The sequence below is a fragment of the Priestia sp. LL-8 genome, assembly GCF_036227845.1.
Lineage (GTDB): Bacteria > Bacillota > Bacilli > Bacillales > Bacillaceae_H > Priestia > Priestia zanthoxyli.
In genome coordinates, this window is record NZ_JAZAQH010000001.1 from 132,228 (window position 1) to 153,314 (window position 21,087).

Consider the following 21,087-nt stretch of genomic DNA (forward strand, 5'->3'; position numbering starts at 1 on the left):
ATGTTATTACCAAAACGCGTTAAATATCGTCGCGAACATCGCGGAAAAATGCGTGGACGCGCTAAAGGTGGTACGGAAGTACATTTCGGTGAATTCGGTTTACAAGCTACTGAAGCTTCTTGGATTACAAACCGTCAAATCGAAGCTGCTCGTATCGCAATGACTCGTTACATGAAACGTGGCGGTAAAGTATGGATTAAAATTTTCCCTTCTAAACCTTATACTGCTAAGCCTCTAGAAGTCCGAATGGGTTCTGGTAAAGGTGCTCCTGAAGGTTGGGTAGCAGTTGTTAAACCTGGAAAAGTAATGTTTGAAATTTCAGGTGTATCTGAAGAGGTTGCACGTGAAGCTTTACGTTTAGCTGCACACAAGCTACCTGTAAAATGTAAGTTTGTAAAACGTGAAGAAATTGGTGGTGATTCTAATGAAAGCTAATGAAATTCGTGACCTTACCACTGCTGAAATTGAACAAAAAGTTAAGGCTTTAAAAGAAGAGTTGTTTAACCTTCGTTTCCAATTAGCGACTGGACAATTAGAGAATACTACTCGTATTCGCGAAGTGCGCAAATCGATCGCTCGTATGAAAACTGTAGTTCGTGAAAGAGAGATTGCTGCTAATAAATAATTAAGTCTGAGAGGAGGCTTTCAGAATGAGTGAACGCAACCAACGTAAAGTTTACACTGGCCGCGTAGTTTCTGACAAAATGGATAAGACTGTTACTGTTCTTGTTGAAACTTACAAAAAGCATTCGCTTTATGGCAAGCGTGTAAAATACTCAAAGAAATTCAAAGCTCACGATGAAAACAATACAGCTCAACTAGGCGATATCGTGAAGATCATGGAAACTCGTCCGTTATCAGCTACTAAACGTTTCCGTCTAGTAGAAGTTGTAGAAAAAGCTGTTATCATCTAATAGTTAAGATAGATCGGATAAGAATGATTCATCCGAAGGGAGGTTTCGTACATGATTCAACAAGAATCTCGTTTAAAAGTTGCAGACAACTCTGGTGCACGTGAGGTACTTACTATTAAAGTACTTGGTGGTTCAGGTCGCAAGACAGCAAACATTGGTGATGTTATCGTTTGTACGGTGAAACAAGCAACACCAGGAGGCGTTGTTAAAAAAGGTGACGTTGTTAAAGCTGTTGTTGTACGTACAAAAAGTGGTGTTCGCCGTACTGACGGTTCTTACATCCGTTTCGACGAAAATGCTTGCGTAATCATCCGTGACGACAAAGGACCACGTGGTACTCGTATCTTCGGACCAGTTGCTCGTGAATTACGTGATAACAACTTCATGAAGATCGTATCATTAGCTCCAGAAGTTATCTAATTGATATATAGAACAAATACAAAATGCCTTTTAAGGAGGTGCGAATAGGATGCATGTTAAAAAGGGCGACAAAGTAGTGGTTATCTCTGGTAAAGACAAAGGTAAGCAAGGTGAAGTACTTGCAGCTTTCCCAAAGAAAGACCGTGTACTTGTTGAAGGCGTGAACGTTGTTAAAAAACACTCTAAACCTTCTCAAGTAAATCCACAAGGTGGAATCGTTAGCCAAGAGGCACCTATCCACGTATCAAACGTAATGCCGTTGGATCCTAAATCTGGTGAGCCAACTCGTGTTGGGTACCAAGTTATCGATGGCAAAAAGGTACGTGTAGCAAAAAAATCTGGTGAAACTTTAGATAAATAATTAATGAAATGTGAAGGGAGGTTTAGTTCACATGAACCGTCTTAAAGAGAAATTTACAAAAGAGATTACTCCTGCTCTAGTTAGCAAGTTTAATTATGAATCTGTAATGCAAGTGCCAAAAATCGACAAGATCGTAATCAACATGGGTATCGGTGATGCTGTTTCTAACTCAAAAGCTTTAGATAACGCTGTTGAAGAACTAGCTGAAATCACTGGTCAAAAACCTGTTGTAACTCGTGCGAAAAAATCTATCGCTGGTTTCCGTCTTCGTGAAGGTATGCCAATCGGTGCGAAAGTTACTTTACGCGGCGAGCGTATGTACGAATTCTTCGATAAACTAGTATCAGTATCACTTCCACGTGTGCGTGATTTCCGTGGTGTATCTAAAAAAGCATTTGATGGTCGTGGAAACTACACGTTAGGTGTTAAAGAACAATTGATCTTCCCAGAGATCGATTATGATAAAGTAACTAAAGTTCGTGGTATGGATATCGTTATTGTTACAACAGCAAACACTGATGAAGAAGCTCGTGAGCTTTTAACTCAGTTCGGTATGCCATTCCAGAAGTAATAACTGCCAACGTTAAGCAGAGGAGGCGAAAATGTGGCTAAAAAATCAATGATTGCGAAGCAAAAACGCCAGCAAAAATTCCAAGTACAAGAGTATACACGTTGCGAACGTTGTGGACGTCCACACTCAGTACTACGTAAATTCAAGCTTTGCCGTATTTGTTTCCGTGAGCTTGCTTATAAAGGTCAAATTCCTGGTGTTAAAAAAGCTAGTTGGTAAAACCCAAGTTTGGGAAGGAGGTAAATTAATATGGTAATGACTGATCCTATTGCAGATTTACTAACTCGTATCCGCAATGCGAACATGGTTCGTCATGAGAAAATTGAAGTTCCTGCTTCTAACATTAAGAAGCAAATTGCAGAAATCCTTAAGCGTGAGGGTTTCGTACGTGATGTAGAATACATCGAAGACAACAAACAAGGTATTATCCGTATCTTCTTAAAATACGGTTCAAATAACGAACGTGTAATTACAGGCTTAAAACGTATCAGTAAACCTGGTCTACGTGTTTATGCAAAAACTAACGAAGTACCACGTGTACTTAACGGTTTAGGTATCGCAATCGTTTCTACTTCTCAAGGTGTTTTAACTGACAAAGAAGCTCGTCAAAAGCAAACTGGTGGAGAAGTATTAGCGTACGTTTGGTAATAAGTTTTAAATGTGAATGGAGGTGTAACTATGTCACGTGTTGGTAAAAAGCCTTTAGAACTTCCAGCAGGTGTTACAGTTACGAACGAGAGCAACACTGTAACTGTAAAAGGACCAAAGGGTGAATTAACTCGTACATTCCACCCTGAAATCGAAATTAAAGTTGAAGACAACGTACTAGTTGTTAATCGTCCTAGCGACAATAAAGAGCACCGCGCTCTTCACGGAACTACTCGTAGCCTTTTAGGTAACATGGTTGAAGGTGTTACTAAAGGATTCGAACGTGGTTTAGAATTAGTCGGTGTAGGTTACCGTGCACAAAAATCTGGTAGCAAATTAGTATTGAGCGTTGGATACTCTCACCCAGTTGAGATTACTCCTGAAACAGGAATCGAAATCGAAGTTCCTTCTCAAACTAAGATCGTTATTAAAGGTATTGATAAAGAACGCGTAGGTGCATTAGCTGCAAATATTCGTGACGTTCGTCCACCAGAGCCTTACAAAGGTAAAGGTATTCGTTACGAAGGCGAATATGTACGTCGTAAAGAAGGTAAAACTGCTAAGAAGTAATGCCGGTTAGGTAAAAGAAAGGAGTGCCCGAAATGATCACGAAGCTTGATAAAAACAAAGTTCGTAAAAAAAGACATGCTCGTGTTCGTGCGAAGTTATCTGGAACTGCAACTCGTCCGCGTTTAAACGTGTTCCGTTCTAATCAACATATTTACGCACAAGTTATCGACGATTTAAATTCAGTAACAATCGCAAGTGCTTCAACGTTAGATAAAGACCTGACTTTAGAAAGCACTGGTAACACTGAAGCTGCTATCAAAGTTGGCGAATTAGTCGCTAAACGCGCAGTAGAAAAAGGTGTAAACGAAGTAGTATTCGACCGTGGCGGTTATTTATATCATGGCCGTGTTAAAGCATTAGCTGACGCTGCTCGTGAAGCTGGATTACAATTCTAATTGTAAAAGGAGGGAAAATCATGCGTCGTATTGATCCAAATAAATTAGAGCTTGAAGAACGTGTTGTTACCGTTAACCGCGTAGCTAAAGTTGTGAAAGGTGGACGTCGTTTCCGCTTCGCTGCATTAGTTGTAGTTGGTGACAAAAACGGTCACGTTGGATTTGGTACTGGTAAAGCACAAGAGGTACCAGATGCAATCCGTAAAGCTATTGAAGATGCGAAGAAAAACTTAATTACTGTACCTATGGTTGGTACAACTATTCCACACGAAATCCTTGGACAATTTGGTGCAGGTCAAATTTTCTTAAAACCTGCTTCTGAAGGTACAGGAGTTATCGCTGGTGGCCCAGTTCGTGCGGTACTAGAATTGGGTGGAGTAAGTGATATTCTATCTAAATCTTTAGGTTCAAACACTCCAATCAACATGGTACGTGCAACTCTTAACGGTTTAGCTAACCTAAAACGTGCTGAAGATGTTGCAAAACTACGTGGCAAGACTGTAGAAGAACTGTTAGGATAAGGGAGGGATATAGAATGGCAAACAAACTAGCAATTACCCTTACTCGTAGCGTAATTGGTCGTCCAGAAGATCAACGTGTAACTGTTCGTACACTTGGCCTACGTAAGTTAAATCAAACTGTCGTTCAAGACGATAATCCTGCAATTCGCGGAATGATTAACAAAGTAGCTCACCTTGTTACAGTAAAAGAGCAATAAGTATAAATTGTCACTCTAAGGAGGTGCTCCGGAATGAAACTTCATGAATTGAAACCAGCTGAAGGTTCACGTAAAGTACGTAACCGTGTAGGTCGTGGTACTGGTTCAGGTAACGGAAAGACTTCAGGTAAAGGTCACAAAGGGCAAAACGCTCGCTCTGGCGGTGGCGTAAGACCTGGCTTCGAAGGTGGTCAAACTCCTTTATTCCGTCGTCTTCCAAAACGTGGGTTCACTAATATCAATCGTAAAGAATACGCGATCGTTAATTTAGAAGCTCTTAACCGTTTTGAAGATGGAACTGAAGTAACACCAGAATTATTAATCGAAACTGGTTTAGTAAGCAAAGCAAAAGCTGGCGTTAAAGTACTAGGAAACGGTACATTAAACTCTAAGCTAACTGTTAAAGCTGCTAAATTCTCTTCAACTGCTAAAGAAGCTATCGAAGCTGCTGGCGGTACAGTTGAGGTGATCTAATGTTTCAAACAATCTCCAATTTAATGCGCGTGCGTGAAATAAGACAAAAAATCTTTTTCACTTTGTTAATGTTAATTGTCTTCCGAATTGGTACATTTATTCCTGTACCAAGTGTTAATACGGATGTACTAAAATTGCAAGATGGGTTAAATGTATTCGGGGTTCTGAATACATTTGGCGGCGGCGCGTTAAAAAACTTCTCCATTCTTGCTATGGGCATTATGCCTTATATTACAGCATCCATCATCGTCCAATTATTGCAGATGGATGTTGTACCTAAGTTTACAGAATGGTCAAAGCAGGGAGATGTTGGGCGCCGTAAATTAGCTCAAGTAACTCGTTATGGAACAATTGTGCTTGGATTTATCCAGGCTTTAGGTATGTCTATAGGATTCAACAATATTTCGGGCGGACAATTGATCGCTAATCCAGGAATTTCTACGTATCTTCTAATTGCTACAGTGTTAACGGCAGGTACTGCCTTCTTAATGTGGTTAGGAGAGCAGATTACTGCAAAAGGCGTAGGTAATGGTATTTCTATCATTATCTTTGCTGGTATTGCAGCTGGTATTCCGACAACATTAAATCAAATTTATGCACAGCAATTTGAAGACGTTGGGGATCAATTATTCATTCGTATCGTAACGGTAGTTTTAATTGCCATCGCAGTTTTAGCTATTATTGTTGGTGTTATTTACTTCCAACAAGCGCTACGAAAAATTCCTATTCAATATGCAAAGGGTTCAGCTGGTCGTAATCCTGTTGGAGGTCAATCCACTCATTTACCGTTAAAAGTAAATGCTGCTGGGGTTATTCCTGTTATCTTTGCAGTTTCATTTATTATCACACCACCAACAATTGCATCATTTTTCGGTCCAAATGATGTAACGACGTGGATTCAGAATACATTTGACTATACTAAGCCAATTGGTATGATAGTGTATGTAGCGTTAATCATTGCTTTTTGTTACTTCTATACATTTGTTCAAGTTAACCCTGAACAAGTAGCAGAGAACTTGAAAAAGCAAGGTGGCTACATCCCAGGCATCCGTCCTGGTAAAAGCACACAAGCTTATTTAACGAAAGTGTTATATCGTCTGACATTAATCGGTTCGATATTCCTTGCGTTAATTGCTGTGTTGCCGGTTCTGTTCATCAAAATTGCAAACCTACCATCATCTGCTCAGATCGGCGGTACTAGTTTGTTAATTGTTGTCGGTGTAGCTCTTGAGACAATGAAACAGCTCGAGAGTCAATTAGTGAAACGCCATTATAAGGGATTTATTAAGTAAAGCTGTTTAGTGGGAAGCAAGCTGCTTTCCCATTAAACGGATAAGATACTGAGGGGGAAGCAAGAAATGAATTTAGTGTTAATGGGCCTTCCTGGTGCTGGGAAAGGTACTCAAGCAGAAAAAATCGTTGAGCATTACGATATCCCTCATATCTCAACAGGAGATATGTTCCGAGCTGCAATTAAAGAAGGAACGCAACTAGGTTTAAAAGCTAAATCATTTATGGACCAAGGTAACCTTGTTCCTGATGAAGTAACAATTGGAATTGTGCGCGAGCGTTTAAACAAACAAGATTGTGAAAATGGCTTTTTACTTGATGGCTTCCCAAGAACAGTAGCCCAAGCAGAAGCTCTTGAAACAATTACAAAAGAACTAAACAAGCAAATTGATTATGTGATTAATATTGATGTAGATCAAAGCATTTTAATGGAGCGTCTTACTGGACGCCGCATTTGTAAAGATTGCGGAGCTACTTACCACTTAGTATTCAATCCTCCTGCGAAAGAAGGAGTTTGTGACAAATGTGGCGGAGAGCTTTACCAACGTGCAGATGACAATGCTGAGACGGTTTCAACTAGACTTTCAGTTAATGTTAAACAATCTCAACCTCTACTTGATTTCTATCAAGAAAAAGGTTATCTACGCAATATTAATGGTAATCAAGATATTAACATTGTGTTTGAGGATGTTCGTCAATTACTTGCTGGGGTTAAGCAATGATCATTTGCAAGACACCAGAGGAAATTGAGGTCATGCGTGAAGCTGGACGAATCGTGGCTTTAACTCATCAAGAGTTAAAAAAGCATATCGCTCCAGGTATTACGACTATAGAATTGGATGCAATTGCTGAAAATTTTATTCGTCAACATGATGCAATTCCGTCTTTTAAAGGGTATAATGGTTTTCGCGGCAGTGTATGTGCTTCTGTGAATGAAGAATTAGTTCATGGTATTCCGGGTGAACGCAAGCTTAATGAAGGGGATATCATCAGTTTAGACATCGGAGCTAAATTCGGTGGCTATCACGGTGATTCAGCTTGGACATATGGAGTAGGAAAGATTTCATTAGAAAATCAAGAGCTGCTTGATGTGACTGAGCAATCTCTCTACAAAGGATTAGCAGAAGCTAAGCCAGGTGAGCGTTTGTCGAATATTTCACATGCTATTCAACAGTACGCAGAATCACGTAACTTTTCGATTGTAAGAGAATATGTTGGCCATGGGGTCGGCAAAGACTTACATGAAGATCCGCAAGTACCTCATTATGGTCCACCGAATAAAGGACCGCGTCTACGTCCAGGCATGGTATTGGCAGTTGAGCCAATGGTGAATGCTGGTATGCGATATGTAAAAACATTACCTGATAACTGGACAGTTGTCACAGTAGATGGTAAAATGTGTGCGCACTTCGAACATACTATTGCAATTACTGAGACGGGATATGAAATTCTGACAGCATTGTAATGTTAAAGGATGTTATCTCTATCCATTCCTCGCTAGATGCACTGGACAGTAAACAGTAATTATCTAAATTCACGATGATCGTTTTTCGTCTGAATTGCTGTTAAAATGGTAAAGATGTATATTAGCGTCAATCATCTTGAATTTAATGATTACGATCTCCGGATGTTCAGAACAGGTTCTTTTTAAGTCGTTTAATGATAGCTTGTTACTGTTTCAAAGAAAGGAGAGCACTTTAATGGCAAAAGACGATGTAATTGAAGTTGAAGGTACAGTTGCTGAGACTTTACCTAACGCTATGTTCAAGGTAGAATTAGAAAATGGTCATACAGTACTTGCTCACGTATCAGGAAAAATTCGCATGCATTTCATTCGAATCTTACCTGGTGATAAAGTAACTGTAGAATTGTCACCATACGATTTAACTCGCGGTAGAATTACGTACCGTTTCAAATAAAACCTATGCACTCCGTACTATCAAGGAGGTATGAAACATGAAAGTCAGACCATCAGTTAAACCAATCTGCGAAAAATGTAAAGTTATCCGTAGAAAAGGTAAAGTAATGGTAATTTGTGAAAACCCTAAGCATAAACAAAAACAAGGTTAATCAATAAGGAGGTGCACTATTCATATGGCACGTATTGCTGGTGTTGATATTCCTCGTGACAAGCGTGTAGTAATTTCATTAACATACATTTTCGGTATTGGTCGTCCAACTGCTGAAAAAGTTCTAGCTGAAGCTGGAGTTTCTGAAGATACTCGCGTTCGTGACTTAACAGAAGAAGAATTAGGTAAAATTCGTGATATTTTAGATAGCTATAAAGTAGAAGGCGATCTTCGTCGTGAAGTTTCTTTAAACATCAAACGTTTAATTGAGATTGGTTCATACCGTGGTATCCGCCACCGTCGTAGTTTACCAGTTCGTGGTCAAAACAGTAAAAACAATGCTCGTACACGTAAAGGCCCACGCCGTACTGTAGCGAACAAGAAGAAATAATTAGTAAGGGAGGTCATTAACAGATGGCACGTAAAACTAATACACGTAAACGTCGCGTGAAAAAGAATATTGAAGCTGGTGTAGCTCATATTCGCTCAACGTTTAACAACACTATTGTAACAATTACAGATGTTCACGGTAATGCGATTGCTTGGTCTAGTGCAGGCGCACTTGGCTTCAGAGGTTCTCGTAAATCTACTCCATTTGCTGCGCAAATGGCTGCTGAAACTGCTGCTAAAGTTTCTATGGATAACGGAATGAAAACTCTTGAAGTTACAGTTAAAGGCCCTGGTGCTGGTCGTGAAGCAGCTATCCGTGCTCTTCAAGCTGCAGGTTTAGAAGTAACAGCTATTAAAGATGTTACTCCTGTACCTCACAACGGATGCCGCCCACCAAAACGTCGTCGTGTATAATTAATATGTATAGATTCTATTTCGTTGTCTATAATGATGATGGTGTAGAATTTATTCATGCAACGAAATGTTTTCCATTTGTTGTGCACATTCGGGAACTGTCTAATAGGGAATTTCGGTTAGGCATTTGAGAAATCAGCCGTCTAGCCGAGGTTTCGACGTTTTGAAGGAGGGTTTATATTGATAGAGATTGAAAAGCCAAAAATCGAAACGGTAGAAATCAGCGATGATAGAAAGTACGGTAAATTCGTCGTCGAACCACTTGAGCGTGGATATGGTACTACTTTGGGTAACTCCTTACGTCGTATCCTATTATCCTCACTCCCTGGTGCAGCTGTAACATCTATTCAAATTGAAGGTGTATTACATGAATTTTCAACAGTTCCTGGAGTTGTTGAAGATGTAACAAACATCATTTTAAACGTTAAAAAGTTAGCGTTAAAGATTTACTCTGATGAAGAGAAAACACTTGAGATCGATGTTAAAGGTCCTGGTACAGTAACGGCTGCTGACATTCAAGCAGACAGCGATATCGAAGTTCTAAATCCAGATCTTCATATTGCAACACTTGAGTCAGATGCTCATTTCCGTATGAGACTTACTGCTCGCACAGGTCGAGGTTATAATCCTGCCGATGCTAACAAGCGTGAAGACCAACCAATTGGTGTACTTCCAATTGATTCAATCTATACGCCTGTTACTCGCGTATCGTATTATGTAGAGAATACTCGTGTTGGTCAAATGACAAATTACGATAAGTTAACGTTGGATGTTTGGACTGACGGTAGCATCGAGCCAGAAAAAGCTGTTGCTTTAGGTGCAAAGATTCTAACTGAACACTTAAATATCTTCGTTAACTTAACAGATGAAGCTCAAAAAGCAGAGATCATGGTAGAAAAAGAAGAAGACCAGAAAGAAAAAGTTCTAGAGATGACGATCGAGGAACTGGATTTATCTGTTCGTTCTTACAACTGCTTAAAACGAGCAGGCATCAATACTGTACAAGAGCTTGCTAATAAAACAGAAGAAGATATGATGAAAGTTCGTAACTTAGGCCGTAAATCTTTAGAAGAAGTTAAAGCTAAACTTGAAGAATTAGGTTTGGGTCTACGTAAGGACGACTGATTATATCTACCTGTTTAACTACTTAACAAAGGAGGGGACCTCACATGTCTTACCGTAAATTAGGTCGTACAAGCGCACAACGCAAGGCGCTTCTTCGTGATTTAACAACTGATTTAATCATCAGTGAACGCATTGAGACAACTGAAGCTCGTGCAAAAGAATTACGTTCAACTGTTGAAAAAATGATTACTTTAGGTAAACGTGGAGATCTACACGCTCGTCGTCAAGCTGCATCTTACATCCGTAATGAAGTAGCTAACGAAGAAGCTGGTCAAAGCGCTTTACAAAAACTATTCAGCGATATCGCTACTCGCTACGAAGATCGCCAAGGCGGTTACACTCGTATCTTAAAAGTTGGACCTCGCCGTGGTGACGGTGCTCCAATGGTTATCATTGAATTAGTTTAATATTTTTAATACAGATAGAAAAGGGCGAGACAGTGTGTAACTAGTCGTTGCCCTTTTTTTATACCTAAAACTGGGTAAATAGCGTAAAAAATCAATGTAGGCAATGCTGCAATAGAAAAAGCTGAGAGGAAGATAGCGTTGAAAGAAATGTCTTTAGAGGTAAAAGATTTATGCTTTCGATACGATCCTGAAGCAGACCTAACATTAGATCACCTTTCTCTCTCTGCTTATAAAGGTGAATGGTTAGCGATAGCTGGACACAATGGATCTGGTAAGTCGACGCTGGCACGAATTCTAAACGGCCTTTTGCTACCTGAAAAAGGAACGGTTCGAGTGGGCGATACGCTTTTATCTGAAGAAACAATATGGGATGTGCGCAAGCAGATTGGAATGGTGTTTCAAAATCCAGATAATCAATTTGTTGGCTCAACCGTTCAAGACGATATTGCGTTTGGGCTTGAAAACAACGGGATTCCATTTGAGATTATGGAAAAACGTATACCTGAAGCAATCGAAATGGTCAACATGAGTGCTTTTCTGGATCAAGAGCCTCATCAGCTATCAGGTGGACAAAAACAGCGTGTGGCCATTGCGGGTATAATTGCCGTACAGCCATCTGTCATCATTCTAGATGAAGCAACATCTATGTTAGATCCTATTGGGCGAACTGAAGTACTTGAAACTGTTAGAAAATTGAAAGAAGAAAAACAACTGACGGTTATTTCAATTACTCACGATTTAGATGAAGTAGCAATGGCTGACAGAGTCATTGTGATGAACAAAGGGAAGATCTATGCAACAGGTACTCCACGCGAAGTATTTGCATTAGGTTCCAAGTTAACGGATATTGGACTAGACTTGCCGTTTTCCGTTAAACTAAGCCACCGTTTTGCTTCCGTAGGAATTCCTTTATCAAAAATTCATTTAACAGATGAGGACTTGGTGGACGAACTATGGACATTATATTCAAAGAAGTAGAGCATCGTTATCAAGTTAATACACCATTTGAACGAATTGCTCTACATGACTTAAATTTAAACATTCAATCAGGTACATTTTTGGCTGTTATTGGCCATACTGGTTCTGGGAAATCAACAATCATACAGCATCTGAATGCCTTATTGAAGCCAACTGCTGGTGAAATTCAAATCGGTGAGCGCACCATTAAAGCCAATCGAAAAGAAAAGAATTTAAAAGCTATTCGTCAGCAAGTAGGCGTGGTCTTTCAATTTCCAGAACATCAGCTTTTTGAAGAAACGGTGGAAAAAGATATAGCTTTTGGACCAATGAATTATGGCGTTTCGGAAGAAGAAGCAAAGCAAAAAGCAAGGGAGCTCATCAAGTTAGTAGGGTTGCCAGAAGACATTCTCACCAGATCTCCTTTTGATTTGAGTGGTGGACAAATGCGTCGTGTAGCGATAGCAGGTATTCTAGCGATGAATCCTAATGTGCTAATTTTAGATGAACCAACTGCTGGATTGGACCCTAGAGGGCGTCAAGAAATTATGAATATGATTTATCGTCTTCATAAAGAAAAAGGCTTGACGACGATTCTCGTGACTCACAGCATGGAAGATGCAGCTATGTACGCTGATGAGCTAATTGTGATGAATAAGGGAACGATTGCGATGAAAGGGTCACCTAGAGAAGTGTTTGGTCAGTATAAGCAGTTAAAAGAATATGGATTGGATGTTCCAGAATCGCTTCGCTTTATGCTGAAGCTGCAAGAGAAATTTCAGCTTGAAGCATCGGATACGGTTATTACCTTTTCTGAAGTGGTAGAGAAAGTGCAGCGCCTTATGCAGCAAGGTGAACGATTATGATGAACTCAATCATTATTGGTAAGTATGTGCCGGGGCATTCTGTTGTCCATCGAATGGATCCTCGGGCCAAGCTGCTTCTTGTATTTGCGTATGTATTAATTGTGTTTTTAGCAAATAACCCTATCGGCTATGCTTTTTTAGGTGTGTATACCCTTATGATAGTGGCCATGAGTAAAGTGCCTGTTTCATTTATTTTAAGAGGGTTAAAGCCCGTTCTGTTTATTATTATTATCACGTTTCTTTTGCACATTTTTATGACAAAGGAAGGTCCTCTTTTGTTTGAATGGGGATGGTTTTCTGTCTATAAAGGCGGCCTTATTCAAGGTGTTTTAATTTCCTTGCGCTTCTTGTTCTTAATTTTAATTACGACGATGCTCACTTTAACGACTACGCCCATTGAAGTAACAGATGGAATGGAAAGCTTGCTGAATCCATTTAAAAAGCTCAAGCTTCCTGTTCATGAATTAGCTTTAATGATGTCCATTTCTCTTCGCTTTATTCCTACATTGATGGAAGAGACAGATAAAATTATTAAAGCGCAGACAGCACGAGGAGTGGACTTTAGCAGCGGTCCCGTTACGGATCGTTTGAAAGCTGTCGTTCCTTTACTTGTTCCTCTATTTATAGGTTCATTTAAGCGTGCTGAAGAGCTAGCTATTGCCATGGAGGCAAGGGGTTATAAAGGCGGAGAAGGGCGTACAAAGTATCGTCAATTGAAATGGAGAAGCATAGATACAATTATGCTTTTACTTCTGCTGGCAGTAGCAGTTGTTTTAGTGCTGATTAGAACGTAAAGATTGTTTGGTGAAAAGATGAAACGTTTAAAATGTATAGTTGCATACGACGGCACACACTTTTCAGGTTATCAAGTTCAGCCCAATAAGCGAACTGTTCAACTGGAGATTGAAGCCGTTTTAGAGAAAATGCATAACAAAAAAGTGCCGATTTACGCCTCTGGACGAACGGACACAAATGTTCATGCACAGGGGCAAGTCATTCATTTTGATACAAACCTAAATATTCCATGTGATAAGTGGAAAAAAGCATTGAATTCAATGCTACCAGATGATATTGTAATGAAGAATGTATGTGAAGTTGATGCACATTTTCACGCCCGGTATGACGTTACTTCAAAAGAGTATCGCTATCATATTTTGCGCGGCGAAGATCGAAATCCTTTCACTCGTTCTTATGCATACCATTACCCTTATCCATTAGACTACTCAAAAATGAAAAAAGCCATCACATATTTACTCGGTACACACGACTTTACAAGCTTCTGTTCAGCGAGAACAGAAGTGGAAGATAAGATTCGTACGATTTACAAGATTGATATGTATGAAGAGAATAGTCAGCTTGTGTTTAGATTCGTTGGAAGTGGCTTTCTGTATAATATGGTTCGTATTCTTGTTGGAACGCTTTTAGAAGTAGGACAAGGGCGTATTGAACCAGATGCTATAAAAGATATTCTAGAAAGCAAATCACGTCCTCGTGCAGGGAAAACTGCGCCTTCGCAAGGACTATATTTATGGCGCGTTTTCTATGACAACTAAACCTGGTGTAACATTTTCTTGACATTAGTAGCTTAAAGATATAATATATCATATGGTATGTATTTTAACCCCACGGTTAGCCCCGGAAATTAATCGTGTTGAAATAGAAGGTTGAAATAATTTTATAATTGATGATGAAAATTAGGAGGGAAACTCATGCGTACAACTTTCATGGCGAAAGCAAACGAAGTAGAGCGTAAATGGTATGTTGTCGATGCTGAAGGTAAAACTTTAGGTCGTTTAGCAAGTGAAGTAGCATCAATCTTACGCGGTAAACATAAACCAACTTTTACACCACATGTTGATACTGGTGATCACGTGATCCTTATCAATGCGTCAAAAATCGAACTAACAGGTAAAAAATTAACTGATAAAATTTATTACCGTCACAGCATGCACCCAGGTGGTTTGAAACAACGTACAGCATTAGAAATGCGTACTAACTACTCTGAGAAAATGCTTGAATTAGGAATCAAAGGCATGCTTCCAAAAGGTAGCCTAGGCCGTCAAATGTTCAAAAAATTACATGTGTATGCTGGTGAAACACATCCACATGAAGCACAAAAACCAGAAGTTTACGAACTTCGCGGATAATTAATAAGAGGAGGTTATTATCTTGGCACAGGTACAATATTACGGAACTGGTCGTCGTAAAAGCTCTGTTGCTCGTGTACGTTTAGTACCAGGTAACGGTCGCGTAACAATCAACGGTCGTGAAATCGAAGAATACATTCCATTTGCTGCACTACGTGAAGTAGTAAAACAACCACTTGCTTTAACTGAAACTGTAGGTAACTATGACGTATTTGTAAACGTTAATGGTGGAGGTTATGCAGGTCAAGCTGGCGCTATCCGTCACGGAATCTCTCGTGCTTTATTAGAAGCAGACCCTGAATACCGTGGAACATTAAAACGTGCTGGTCTATTAACTCGTGACGCTCGTGCGAAAGAACGTAAAAAATACGGTCTTAAAGGCGCTCGTCGTGCACCACAATTCTCAAAACGTTAATTTTATATTACGTTTCAAGCCTTGGTCTTTGGACCAAGGCTTTTTTTATTTGTTGTTTGCGTATGAGACGAAGGCTTGTGCAGACAATATGTAAAAAAGGGAGGCGTTATCGTGAACGAGGTTACATATTTAAAAGAAAAACGTTATGAAAAAGAAATGAAATATGAACGCAAAGTCCTAAGGGAACTATCGTTTGATTTGCTTCAAGAGAGGCTGCGCCGTTATTTTCATCCAATGTTTCAGTGGAATATGCTAGGAGACGAACATGTGGAGGAGTACTGTCTTGACATTGCTATCGAATCATTTTTATTAGGTGCCCGGTTGAGTAAACGTGGTAAAGGCTACGAAGATGTTCAGAAGCACAGTAAGCAAGAAGAGTCTCTTTTAATTGATACATTGTACGGAGCCGTCAGCATGTCTGTAACAGATCTTTGTCAAGATGGTCTGTATTATTTGTGTCAAGGATATGTGCAAGACTGGTGGAAAGAAGGTTATCGAACCGCAGAAAAAAGACGTCGGTTACGTTTGCATTAAAAAGTACTCATAATTCCCGTTCTTGTCCCATATAGAAATAAATAGGTGAGGCAAGAAGGGAAGGGATAAAATGTCTAAAGTAAAAATAATGAGCACAATTATAGCGCTTCTCGTTCTTTTTGTCATTGTACAATATCAGATAGATCATAAAACATCATCCGGTTCGCTTTCACTTCCTCTTAGCGGCAAAGTCATTGTTCTAGATCCTGGACACGGCGGCGTTGATGGCGGAGCCGTAGGAGAGGATGAAGTGCTTGAAAAAGAAATAACTCTTAAGATTTCGTTACTGCTTCGAGACTATCTGCAAGAGCAAGGAGCGCTTGTTATTATGACGAGAGAAAAAGACGAAGACCTAGCGGCTAAAGACACACGAGGGTACAGTCGCAGAAAAGTAGAGGACTTAAAAAATCGCTTAACGATGATTAATAAATCCAATGCCGATTTGTACTTAAGTATTCACTTAAATGCTATTCCATCCTCTGCGTGGAGAGGAGCTCAAACTTTCTATTACGGGTCTCTAAAAGAAAATGAGCAAGTGGCCAAACTCATTCAACAAGAGCTAAGAAATAATCTGGATAATACGAGTCGTGAAGCAAAAGCAATTCAAACTCTTTACCTTCTTAAGCATTCTAAGCCACCCGGTGCTTTGGTTGAAGTAGGATTCTTATCAAATCCTACAGAACGTAAAATGCTTCAATCGAAACGCTATCAAAAAAAGTTAGCTGAATCCATTTATGAAGGAGTCAGCCGGTATTTTACTGGAGAAAAGCCTAAATAAAAAGCATAGCATGCTTCTATTCAGAAAAATCTAATATGTGTGATATACTTGATAGTATAAATAATAGATTTTAACATGGTGGTGGGAGTATGCTAACGGAAAAGCAAGTAAAAGAAGTAGTAGGGGAAATTACAGATCCATTTTTAAATAAAAAACTATCAGAAACAGATGCGATTAAAGAAATAACAATTAAAGCTGAAAAACAGCATGTAAGCCTTAAGATTGCTGTTGCGAAAACAGGTACTAGTGAACAGTTAAGCCTTCAAGGTACGATTGTAGAAGGGTTAAAAAAAGCAGGTGTACAGTCGGTTGGACTGAGATTTGTTGAGTTTACGCCTGAAGAACTTCAGCAGTACCGCGCTGAGCAACCGAATACTGGCAACTTACTAACTAGTCCGAATGCACCTGAATTTATTGCTATTGCAAGCGGTAAAGGAGGCGTTGGTAAATCAACAGTCTCTGTGAACCTCGCCGTTTCTTTAGCTCGTTTAGGTAAGAAAGTTGGTTTAATTGATGCTGATATTTATGGATTCAGTGTTCCAGATATGATGGGAATTACACAACGTCCTGTGGTAGAAGGAGAAAAGATTATTCCAGTTGAGCGCTTCGGAGTACAAGTTATTTCAATGGGCTTCTTTGTAGAAGATAATTCACCCGTTATCTGGCGAGGACCTATGCTTGGAAAAATGTTGACGAGCTTTTTTACAGAAGTTGAATGGGGAGAATTAGATTATCTTTTACTAGACTTACCTCCCGGAACAGGTGATGTCGCATTAGACGTTCACTCCATGCTTCCTGCTTGTAAAGAAGTGATTATTACAACACCACATCCTACAGCGGCATTTGTTGCAGCTAGAGCGGGTGCTATGGCTTTGAAAACCGATCATGAGGTAATTGGAGTCGTAGAAAATATGGCTTACTTTGAAAGCCAGCTAACAGGGGAAAAAGAGTATGTATTTGGTAAAGGCGGAGGTCCAAAACTGGCTGAGGAACTTCAGACAGAACTGTTAGGACAGCTTCCGTTAAGTCAGCCCGACTGGAATGAAGAAGATTTTGCGCCTTCCATTTACGATGAATCGCATCGTTTAGGTCAAATATACGGAGAGATTGCAAGCAAGATTGCATTTATTTGCGAAAATGAAAAAGCAGCAACGGGAAAATAACAAAAAGCACGCGCTGTTCGAGCGCGTGCTTTTTGTTATTATACAGAGAGTTCAATCTGCGCCTTTTTTAAATCAAATGCAAGGTTTTGTTTTAAGAGAGCTAAAAATGTTTTTCCAGCTGTACTTACGGTGTGAGATTGGTGCTTTAAAATGCCGATTGCAGGGCCCTCATGCAAGTCATGAATTGTTTTAACCACCACTTGATCTGGCGGAAGAGTTGCGCTTATTTGTGGAACAACGGCTATTCCTAAGTTTTCTTTTACAAAATGCTGAAGTGTGCTAATAGTGCCTAACTGGACTTTAGCAGGCAGCTGGCCTGTTCGCTCAAAGATTAGCTGCTCAATTTTCTTTTGAACAGAAGATTGCCCAGCTGTAATCAGCGTTTCGTGTATTAAATCTTTTGCAAAGATTGTTTTTCTTTTTGTTAGAGCATGATTGAATGGTAATAGCAGCACAAGTTTTTCCGTTAGTAATGCCTCAAATTCTATATCTCTGAACGATTCTGAGACAGTGCCAATCGCGAAATCAATTTCTTGATTGCGTATATGTTGATGAAGGTGCTTTTCGTCTGTAACGAGTAAGCTAATTTCTGTGTTGGGATATCTTTTTTTAAATAATGAGAGAATGGAAGGCAGTCGACTGCTTGCTGTAGGTTCTGCAGCACCTATACGGATCGTGCCAGCTTCGCCTGTTGAATAATCCTTTAAGGTGTTATTTAGATACTCATATTCCTTTAGTAAAATATTTGCTCGCTCGTAAAAGATTTTACCTGCTTCAGTAAGTTTAATGCTTTTTCCTCGTTCTAAAAGCTTAAATCCTAGTTCGGATTCTAACTTTTGAATGTGCAGTGTAATGGTAGGCTGAGAGTACTTTAAATATTCAGCGGCTAATTGAAAGCTTCCTAAACGAACAATGGTTTGAAACGTTTTAATAACGCGAAATTCCATCAAATTCCCTCCTTTTGCTATAAAACGATTGTGTTAATTTCTAATATTTTACCATAAAGCTGAGAATTAAAGTTTACAATTCCAATAAAAATACTAAGTATTAAAAAATATAAAGAAGTCGTTTAGGTTTTTTAATAAAAATAAATGACATAATTAAATACGCACCTCATATGAGATGCGTATTTAATCACTGCTGTTGCTGCTCTCCGCCTGAATCAGATCCAGAGGAAGAAGAACCACCGTCGTCGCTGCTTTGTTTTTGTCCACCTTGTGTTTCTTCAGCGGCTTTCAAAAGAATGTCTTGAATTTTAGATTGATAAAGAGGGCTATCAAACGTTTCGGTCATAATTTTTTGTAAATAAGTGCGATATTCTTTACTCTTTAAAACAGTCAGTACTTCTTTTTCCATAGCCGGATCCTTTAAAACATCTTGAAGCATTCCTTGATATTCAGGATCTTTCATCAGTTGTTTGATGACCGTCTTATTTTCTTTTTCCAAACTTTTAGCAAAGCTTTCAGCAAACTTCGGATCATCCATGGCTTTTTTCCAAAATTCCACGCCTTTATCTGATACTAGGGTTTGAGAAATTGTATCTTTTATCGCGTTTTGATCCATTAAAATATCTTGTCTAACAGAAGGGTCTTTCATAATTGCCTCGACTGCTTTTTTTCCTTCATCTGTTTTTAAAATATCAACAACCATTTTCTTTGTTTGATCATAATCCATACCATTGTTCTCTTCATCTTGCGGTGCACAGGCTGTAGCTAAAAGCATACACATTCCTATATAAATGAGGAGCATGAGTCGCTTTTTCATAGTAATGAGCTCCTTTCCTAATATGCTTACGCTTAATATGAGATAATCAACGTTTTTTATTCATAAAAGAGCTCTAGATTTTTCAAAACGTGATTGGTACAATTTATGAAAAGGTACAATTTTGTAACTTATGGGGGAGATGGAAGTGAATAGTCGAAATTGGGTTCGTCTATTTCTAACCACGTTAGCTGTCGGGGGTATAAGTACAGCTTTTGTTGGGTTTGCGGTGCGCTGGGGGGAATACGGTCACTTATTTCAACAAGGAAAGATAGGAGAAATTGTTGCTGTTTTAACATGGCTCGTAGGCGTAGGGTTTATTTTTAGTTTAATTAGCCAAATGGGGTTTTTTGCATATTTAACTATTCACCGTTTTGGGTTGGGAATTTTTAAATCTGCATCACTTTGGAAATCGGTTCAAATTGTATTTGTTTTATTTGTATTATTTGACGTTGCTTATTTTCGATATAAGTTCTTTCAACAACCGGGAGAAGGCTTAGGTAAGTATATTTTGTTAAGCGTTTTCTTGTTAGCGGTGGGGTTATTAGTGGCGTATGCAAAGAAAAAGCAGACGAGTAAAGAGGCTTTTGTACCAGCGCTGTTTTTTATGATTGTTGTAACGACAATTGAATGGTTCCCAGCGCTGCGAACGAACGAAGAAAGCTGGCTTTACCTTATGTTGTTTCCACTTCTAATTTGTAATATGTATCAACTTCTTATTTTGCCCAAACTTCTTACGCACGCAAGAATAGCAAAAGCAGACAAATAGCATATTTGTCTGCTTTTGCTTTCCATATACAGTGGAAATAGATCTTATCGGATATCTTTTACTTGGGTTTTTGAATTTGAAATTAATGTTGAAACACTTACGTTTGAGACTTTTTTATTTTGTAATGAATTCTTGATATATGGAATAGCCTTTGCTGTTTGTTGAGCGGAGTCAGACGCGTGCAGCAATATAATATCTCCCCCGTCTAAAGGCTTTGTAACATTGGAGACAATTTTTTCAACCCCTGGATTTGTCCAGTCTTTAGAATCAATGCTCCAGTGAACAGTAGTATATCCTATATCTGCTGTTAATTTTAAGATGTCTTTATTAAATTGCCCGTTAGGAGGACGAAGGAGGTGAACATCTTTAAGGCCTAGGGAATCAAAGACTTTCTTTGATTTTGCAAGATCCTGTCTAATCTCATTAGGTTCTAGGCTTGTATAGGAAGTATAGTCATAGCCCATTGTGCCAATTTCGTGACCTTCTTTCTTAATGCGCTCTACAATATCTGGGTGACGCTCAGCCCATGAAGCAGATAAAAAGAAAGTAGCATGTTCAATATGCTGTCTTTTTAGTTCATTCAGAATGGGAATAGCTCTTTCATCTCCCCAGCTGATGTTAAACGTAAGAGCAACTTCCGGATTTTTGTCATCCGCCTTATAAACAGCTCTTGGACCGTTATCGGTTGAAAACACGGGAAAGTGAAACGTCTGCTGAGCATAGAGAAAAAAGCTTGTAAAAAACGCAGCAACTACGATAAGCATTGTTTGTTTGATTCTTTTGGCTCGAATAGTATAAAACATATTCATTTTGTCACCTCATTTAATAAGTAGTACTTGTCTAATTTGTATGCGTTTTGTCTACAATTAATAACAGGTAAGGAAAAGAACAATTGATTTTATTTTGATGTTTGAGAATCAATGTCGCAAAA

At 39.1% G+C, this 21,087-nt stretch carries 35 protein-coding genes; 32 read left to right on the forward strand and 3 right to left on the reverse strand.

Going from position 1 to position 21,087, the window contains the following annotated elements; all coding sequences use genetic code 11:
* The 31 genes from rplP to U9R83_RS00860 all read left to right on the forward strand — a co-directional run bounded on the left by rplP (window position 1) and on the right by U9R83_RS00860 (window position 17,626).
* Window positions 1-435, forward strand: a complete 435-nt coding sequence (gene rplP, locus U9R83_RS00710; protein ID WP_013054934.1) for a 50S ribosomal protein L16 — start codon at window positions 1-3, stop codon at window positions 433-435.
* Window positions 425-625 carry a 50S ribosomal protein L29 gene (gene rpmC, locus U9R83_RS00715; RefSeq protein WP_013054935.1) on the forward strand — a complete coding sequence of 67 codons (201 nt, stop codon included), beginning with the start codon at window positions 425-427 and terminating at the stop codon, window positions 623-625. Before rplP ends, rpmC begins: the two co-directional genes overlap by 11 nt.
* A 25-nt stretch (window positions 626-650) precedes the next feature.
* Complete coding sequence (gene rpsQ, locus U9R83_RS00720; protein ID WP_013054936.1) at window positions 651-914, forward strand: 30S ribosomal protein S17; 264 nt, start codon at window positions 651-653, stop codon at window positions 912-914.
* A gap of 51 nt (window positions 915-965) precedes the next feature.
* Window positions 966-1,334 (forward strand): 50S ribosomal protein L14, encoded by a 369-nt coding sequence (gene rplN, locus U9R83_RS00725; RefSeq protein ID WP_013054937.1) that lies wholly within the window; start codon window positions 966-968, stop codon window positions 1,332-1,334.
* Between the two features lie 49 nt (window positions 1,335-1,383).
* Window positions 1,384-1,695, forward strand: a complete 312-nt coding sequence (gene rplX, locus U9R83_RS00730; RefSeq protein ID WP_013054938.1) for a 50S ribosomal protein L24 — start codon at window positions 1,384-1,386, stop codon at window positions 1,693-1,695.
* Window positions 1,696-1,726: 31 nt separating this feature from the next.
* The gene (rplE, locus tag U9R83_RS00735; RefSeq protein WP_013054939.1) at window positions 1,727-2,266 is read left to right on the forward strand and encodes a 50S ribosomal protein L5; all 540 of its coding nucleotides are present in this window, start codon (window positions 1,727-1,729) and stop codon (window positions 2,264-2,266) included.
* Window positions 2,267-2,299: 33 nt separating this feature from the next.
* Entirely contained in the window at window positions 2,300-2,485 is a 186-nt protein-coding gene (locus U9R83_RS00740; protein ID WP_013054940.1) for a type Z 30S ribosomal protein S14, read from the forward strand.
* Window positions 2,486-2,515: 30 nt separating this feature from the next.
* Complete coding sequence (gene rpsH / locus U9R83_RS00745; protein ID WP_013054941.1) at window positions 2,516-2,914, forward strand: 30S ribosomal protein S8; 399 nt, start codon at window positions 2,516-2,518, stop codon at window positions 2,912-2,914.
* A gap of 30 nt (window positions 2,915-2,944) precedes the next feature.
* Window positions 2,945-3,484 (forward strand): 50S ribosomal protein L6, encoded by a 540-nt coding sequence (gene rplF, locus U9R83_RS00750; RefSeq protein WP_013054942.1) that lies wholly within the window; start codon window positions 2,945-2,947, stop codon window positions 3,482-3,484.
* 32 nt (window positions 3,485-3,516) lie between these two features.
* Window positions 3,517-3,879: a 50S ribosomal protein L18 gene (gene rplR, locus U9R83_RS00755; protein ID WP_013054943.1), complete on the forward strand. Its 363-nt coding sequence runs from the start codon at window positions 3,517-3,519 to the stop codon at window positions 3,877-3,879.
* Between the two features lie 20 nt (window positions 3,880-3,899).
* Window positions 3,900-4,400 carry a 30S ribosomal protein S5 gene (gene rpsE, locus U9R83_RS00760; protein ID WP_013054944.1) on the forward strand — a complete coding sequence of 167 codons (501 nt, stop codon included), beginning with the start codon at window positions 3,900-3,902 and terminating at the stop codon, window positions 4,398-4,400.
* Between the two features lie 14 nt (window positions 4,401-4,414).
* Entirely contained in the window at window positions 4,415-4,597 is a 183-nt protein-coding gene (rpmD, locus tag U9R83_RS00765; protein WP_013054945.1) for a 50S ribosomal protein L30, read from the forward strand.
* Window positions 4,598-4,630: 33 nt separating this feature from the next.
* Window positions 4,631-5,071, forward strand: a complete 441-nt coding sequence (rplO, locus tag U9R83_RS00770) for a 50S ribosomal protein L15 (protein ID WP_013054946.1) — start codon at window positions 4,631-4,633, stop codon at window positions 5,069-5,071.
* Complete coding sequence (gene secY / locus U9R83_RS00775; RefSeq protein ID WP_013054947.1) at window positions 5,071-6,363, forward strand: preprotein translocase subunit SecY; 1,293 nt, start codon at window positions 5,071-5,073, stop codon at window positions 6,361-6,363. The genes rplO and secY overlap by 1 nt, the downstream gene beginning before the upstream one ends.
* 66 nt (window positions 6,364-6,429) lie before the next feature.
* Window positions 6,430-7,083, forward strand: a complete 654-nt coding sequence (locus U9R83_RS00780) for an adenylate kinase (RefSeq protein WP_013054948.1) — start codon at window positions 6,430-6,432, stop codon at window positions 7,081-7,083.
* Window positions 7,080-7,826, forward strand: a complete 747-nt coding sequence (gene map / locus U9R83_RS00785; protein WP_014462024.1) for a type I methionyl aminopeptidase — start codon at window positions 7,080-7,082, stop codon at window positions 7,824-7,826. Before U9R83_RS00780 ends, map begins: the two co-directional genes overlap by 4 nt.
* A gap of 235 nt (window positions 7,827-8,061) precedes the next feature.
* Window positions 8,062-8,280 (forward strand): translation initiation factor IF-1, encoded by a 219-nt coding sequence (infA, locus tag U9R83_RS00790; RefSeq protein WP_010285101.1) that lies wholly within the window; start codon window positions 8,062-8,064, stop codon window positions 8,278-8,280.
* A 37-nt stretch (window positions 8,281-8,317) separates the two neighbouring features.
* The gene (gene rpmJ, locus U9R83_RS00795; RefSeq protein WP_003156543.1) at window positions 8,318-8,431 is read left to right on the forward strand and encodes a 50S ribosomal protein L36; all 114 of its coding nucleotides are present in this window, start codon (window positions 8,318-8,320) and stop codon (window positions 8,429-8,431) included.
* A 24-nt stretch (window positions 8,432-8,455) separates the two neighbouring features.
* Window positions 8,456-8,821, forward strand: a complete 366-nt coding sequence (gene rpsM, locus U9R83_RS00800) for a 30S ribosomal protein S13 (RefSeq protein WP_013054950.1) — start codon at window positions 8,456-8,458, stop codon at window positions 8,819-8,821.
* 23 nt (window positions 8,822-8,844) lie between these two features.
* Window positions 8,845-9,234 carry a 30S ribosomal protein S11 gene (gene rpsK, locus U9R83_RS00805; RefSeq protein ID WP_013054951.1) on the forward strand — a complete coding sequence of 130 codons (390 nt, stop codon included), beginning with the start codon at window positions 8,845-8,847 and terminating at the stop codon, window positions 9,232-9,234.
* A gap of 180 nt (window positions 9,235-9,414) precedes the next feature.
* Entirely contained in the window at window positions 9,415-10,359 is a 945-nt protein-coding gene (locus tag U9R83_RS00810; protein ID WP_013054952.1) for a DNA-directed RNA polymerase subunit alpha, read from the forward strand.
* 44 nt (window positions 10,360-10,403) lie between these two features.
* A complete protein-coding gene (rplQ, locus tag U9R83_RS00815; protein ID WP_013054953.1) occupies window positions 10,404-10,766 on the forward strand; it encodes a 50S ribosomal protein L17 in 363 nt (120 codons plus the stop codon).
* Window positions 10,767-10,904: 138 nt separating this feature from the next.
* On the forward strand, window positions 10,905-11,744 hold the full coding sequence (locus tag U9R83_RS00820) for an energy-coupling factor ABC transporter ATP-binding protein (RefSeq protein WP_328575049.1): 840 nt from the start codon (window positions 10,905-10,907) through the stop codon (window positions 11,742-11,744).
* Window positions 11,720-12,589, forward strand: a complete 870-nt coding sequence (locus U9R83_RS00825) for an energy-coupling factor ABC transporter ATP-binding protein (protein WP_116741849.1) — start codon at window positions 11,720-11,722, stop codon at window positions 12,587-12,589. Before U9R83_RS00820 ends, U9R83_RS00825 begins: the two co-directional genes overlap by 25 nt.
* Complete coding sequence (locus tag U9R83_RS00830; protein WP_115652897.1) at window positions 12,586-13,383, forward strand: energy-coupling factor transporter transmembrane component T family protein; 798 nt, start codon at window positions 12,586-12,588, stop codon at window positions 13,381-13,383. The genes U9R83_RS00825 and U9R83_RS00830 overlap by 4 nt, the downstream gene beginning before the upstream one ends.
* Before the next feature lie 18 nt (window positions 13,384-13,401).
* Complete coding sequence (gene truA, locus U9R83_RS00835; protein WP_013054957.1) at window positions 13,402-14,142, forward strand: tRNA pseudouridine(38-40) synthase TruA; 741 nt, start codon at window positions 13,402-13,404, stop codon at window positions 14,140-14,142.
* A gap of 156 nt (window positions 14,143-14,298) precedes the next feature.
* Window positions 14,299-14,736: a 50S ribosomal protein L13 gene (gene rplM / locus U9R83_RS00840; protein ID WP_013054958.1), complete on the forward strand. Its 438-nt coding sequence runs from the start codon at window positions 14,299-14,301 to the stop codon at window positions 14,734-14,736.
* A gap of 22 nt (window positions 14,737-14,758) precedes the next feature.
* Window positions 14,759-15,151 carry a 30S ribosomal protein S9 gene (gene rpsI, locus U9R83_RS00845; RefSeq protein ID WP_013054959.1) on the forward strand — a complete coding sequence of 131 codons (393 nt, stop codon included), beginning with the start codon at window positions 14,759-14,761 and terminating at the stop codon, window positions 15,149-15,151.
* A 111-nt stretch (window positions 15,152-15,262) separates the two neighbouring features.
* Complete coding sequence (locus tag U9R83_RS00850) at window positions 15,263-15,685, forward strand: DUF2521 family protein (RefSeq protein WP_328575050.1); 423 nt, start codon at window positions 15,263-15,265, stop codon at window positions 15,683-15,685.
* A 70-nt stretch (window positions 15,686-15,755) separates the two neighbouring features.
* Complete coding sequence (cwlD, locus tag U9R83_RS00855) at window positions 15,756-16,463, forward strand: N-acetylmuramoyl-L-alanine amidase CwlD (RefSeq protein ID WP_115652898.1); 708 nt, start codon at window positions 15,756-15,758, stop codon at window positions 16,461-16,463.
* Window positions 16,464-16,552: 89 nt separating this feature from the next.
* The gene (locus U9R83_RS00860) at window positions 16,553-17,626 is read left to right on the forward strand and encodes an Mrp/NBP35 family ATP-binding protein (RefSeq protein ID WP_115652899.1); all 1,074 of its coding nucleotides are present in this window, start codon (window positions 16,553-16,555) and stop codon (window positions 17,624-17,626) included.
* Between the two features lie 38 nt (window positions 17,627-17,664).
* Here the strand turns inward: U9R83_RS00860 and U9R83_RS00865 are convergent, their stop codons facing one another.
* Together U9R83_RS00865 and gerD are read right to left on the reverse strand one after the other, a co-directional pair.
* A complete protein-coding gene (locus U9R83_RS00865; protein ID WP_328575051.1) occupies window positions 17,665-18,573 on the reverse strand; it encodes a LysR family transcriptional regulator in 909 nt (302 codons plus the stop codon).
* A gap of 187 nt (window positions 18,574-18,760) precedes the next feature.
* A complete protein-coding gene (gerD, locus tag U9R83_RS00870) occupies window positions 18,761-19,390 on the reverse strand; it encodes a spore germination lipoprotein GerD (RefSeq protein WP_013054964.1) in 630 nt (209 codons plus the stop codon).
* Window positions 19,391-19,535: 145 nt separating this feature from the next.
* On the opposite strand from gerD, the gene U9R83_RS00875 reads away from it, so the two are divergent.
* Window positions 19,536-20,156 (forward strand): KinB-signaling pathway activation protein, encoded by a 621-nt coding sequence (locus U9R83_RS00875; protein WP_328575052.1) that lies wholly within the window; start codon window positions 19,536-19,538, stop codon window positions 20,154-20,156.
* Window positions 20,157-20,200: 44 nt separating this feature from the next.
* Here U9R83_RS00875 and pdaB read toward each other — a convergent pair whose 3' ends face one another.
* Window positions 20,201-20,965: a polysaccharide deacetylase family sporulation protein PdaB gene (gene pdaB / locus U9R83_RS00880; protein ID WP_014462001.1), complete on the reverse strand. Its 765-nt coding sequence runs from the start codon at window positions 20,963-20,965 to the stop codon at window positions 20,201-20,203.
* Between the last annotated feature and the right edge of the window lie 122 nt (window positions 20,966-21,087).

What these genes read in the sequence shown, in the direction of transcription:
- U9R83_RS00865 (WP_328575051.1), bottom strand. Translation starts at nt 18,573, where the DNA reads ATGGAATTTCGCGTTATTAAAACGTTTCAAACCATTGTTCGTTTAGGA.
- rpsM (WP_013054950.1), top strand. Translation starts at nt 8,456, where the DNA reads ATGGCACGTATTGCTGGTGTTGATATTCCTCGTGACAAGCGTGTAGTA.
- rplN (WP_013054937.1), top strand. Translation starts at nt 966, where the DNA reads ATGATTCAACAAGAATCTCGTTTAAAAGTTGCAGACAACTCTGGTGCA.
- gerD (WP_013054964.1), bottom strand. Translation starts at nt 19,390, where the DNA reads ATGAAAAAGCGACTCATGCTCCTCATTTATATAGGAATGTGTATGCTT.
- rplX (WP_013054938.1), top strand. Translation starts at nt 1,384, where the DNA reads ATGCATGTTAAAAAGGGCGACAAAGTAGTGGTTATCTCTGGTAAAGAC.
- rpsE (WP_013054944.1), top strand. Translation starts at nt 3,900, where the DNA reads ATGCGTCGTATTGATCCAAATAAATTAGAGCTTGAAGAACGTGTTGTT.
- rplM (WP_013054958.1), top strand. Translation starts at nt 14,299, where the DNA reads ATGCGTACAACTTTCATGGCGAAAGCAAACGAAGTAGAGCGTAAATGG.
- map (WP_014462024.1), top strand. Translation starts at nt 7,080, where the DNA reads ATGATCATTTGCAAGACACCAGAGGAAATTGAGGTCATGCGTGAAGCT.
- rplF (WP_013054942.1), top strand. Translation starts at nt 2,945, where the DNA reads ATGTCACGTGTTGGTAAAAAGCCTTTAGAACTTCCAGCAGGTGTTACA.
- rpmC (WP_013054935.1), top strand. Translation starts at nt 425, where the DNA reads ATGAAAGCTAATGAAATTCGTGACCTTACCACTGCTGAAATTGAACAA.
- rplR (WP_013054943.1), top strand. Translation starts at nt 3,517, where the DNA reads ATGATCACGAAGCTTGATAAAAACAAAGTTCGTAAAAAAAGACATGCT.
- rpsQ (WP_013054936.1), top strand. Translation starts at nt 651, where the DNA reads ATGAGTGAACGCAACCAACGTAAAGTTTACACTGGCCGCGTAGTTTCT.
- rpsK (WP_013054951.1), top strand. Translation starts at nt 8,845, where the DNA reads ATGGCACGTAAAACTAATACACGTAAACGTCGCGTGAAAAAGAATATT.
- secY (WP_013054947.1), top strand. Translation starts at nt 5,071, where the DNA reads ATGTTTCAAACAATCTCCAATTTAATGCGCGTGCGTGAAATAAGACAA.
- rplQ (WP_013054953.1), top strand. Translation starts at nt 10,404, where the DNA reads ATGTCTTACCGTAAATTAGGTCGTACAAGCGCACAACGCAAGGCGCTT.
- infA (WP_010285101.1), top strand. Translation starts at nt 8,062, where the DNA reads ATGGCAAAAGACGATGTAATTGAAGTTGAAGGTACAGTTGCTGAGACT.
- U9R83_RS00825 (WP_116741849.1), top strand. Translation starts at nt 11,720, where the DNA reads ATGGACATTATATTCAAAGAAGTAGAGCATCGTTATCAAGTTAATACA.
- U9R83_RS00860 (WP_115652899.1), top strand. Translation starts at nt 16,553, where the DNA reads ATGCTAACGGAAAAGCAAGTAAAAGAAGTAGTAGGGGAAATTACAGAT.
- rpsH (WP_013054941.1), top strand. Translation starts at nt 2,516, where the DNA reads ATGGTAATGACTGATCCTATTGCAGATTTACTAACTCGTATCCGCAAT.
- rplE (WP_013054939.1), top strand. Translation starts at nt 1,727, where the DNA reads ATGAACCGTCTTAAAGAGAAATTTACAAAAGAGATTACTCCTGCTCTA.
- pdaB (WP_014462001.1), bottom strand. Translation starts at nt 20,965, where the DNA reads ATGAATATGTTTTATACTATTCGAGCCAAAAGAATCAAACAAACAATG.
- truA (WP_013054957.1), top strand. Translation starts at nt 13,402, where the DNA reads ATGAAACGTTTAAAATGTATAGTTGCATACGACGGCACACACTTTTCA.
- rplO (WP_013054946.1), top strand. Translation starts at nt 4,631, where the DNA reads ATGAAACTTCATGAATTGAAACCAGCTGAAGGTTCACGTAAAGTACGT.
- rpmJ (WP_003156543.1), top strand. Translation starts at nt 8,318, where the DNA reads ATGAAAGTCAGACCATCAGTTAAACCAATCTGCGAAAAATGTAAAGTT.
- U9R83_RS00830 (WP_115652897.1), top strand. Translation starts at nt 12,586, where the DNA reads ATGATGAACTCAATCATTATTGGTAAGTATGTGCCGGGGCATTCTGTT.
- rplP (WP_013054934.1), top strand. Translation starts at nt 1, where the DNA reads ATGTTATTACCAAAACGCGTTAAATATCGTCGCGAACATCGCGGAAAA.
- cwlD (WP_115652898.1), top strand. Translation starts at nt 15,756, where the DNA reads ATGTCTAAAGTAAAAATAATGAGCACAATTATAGCGCTTCTCGTTCTT.
- U9R83_RS00780 (WP_013054948.1), top strand. Translation starts at nt 6,430, where the DNA reads ATGAATTTAGTGTTAATGGGCCTTCCTGGTGCTGGGAAAGGTACTCAA.
- rpmD (WP_013054945.1), top strand. Translation starts at nt 4,415, where the DNA reads ATGGCAAACAAACTAGCAATTACCCTTACTCGTAGCGTAATTGGTCGT.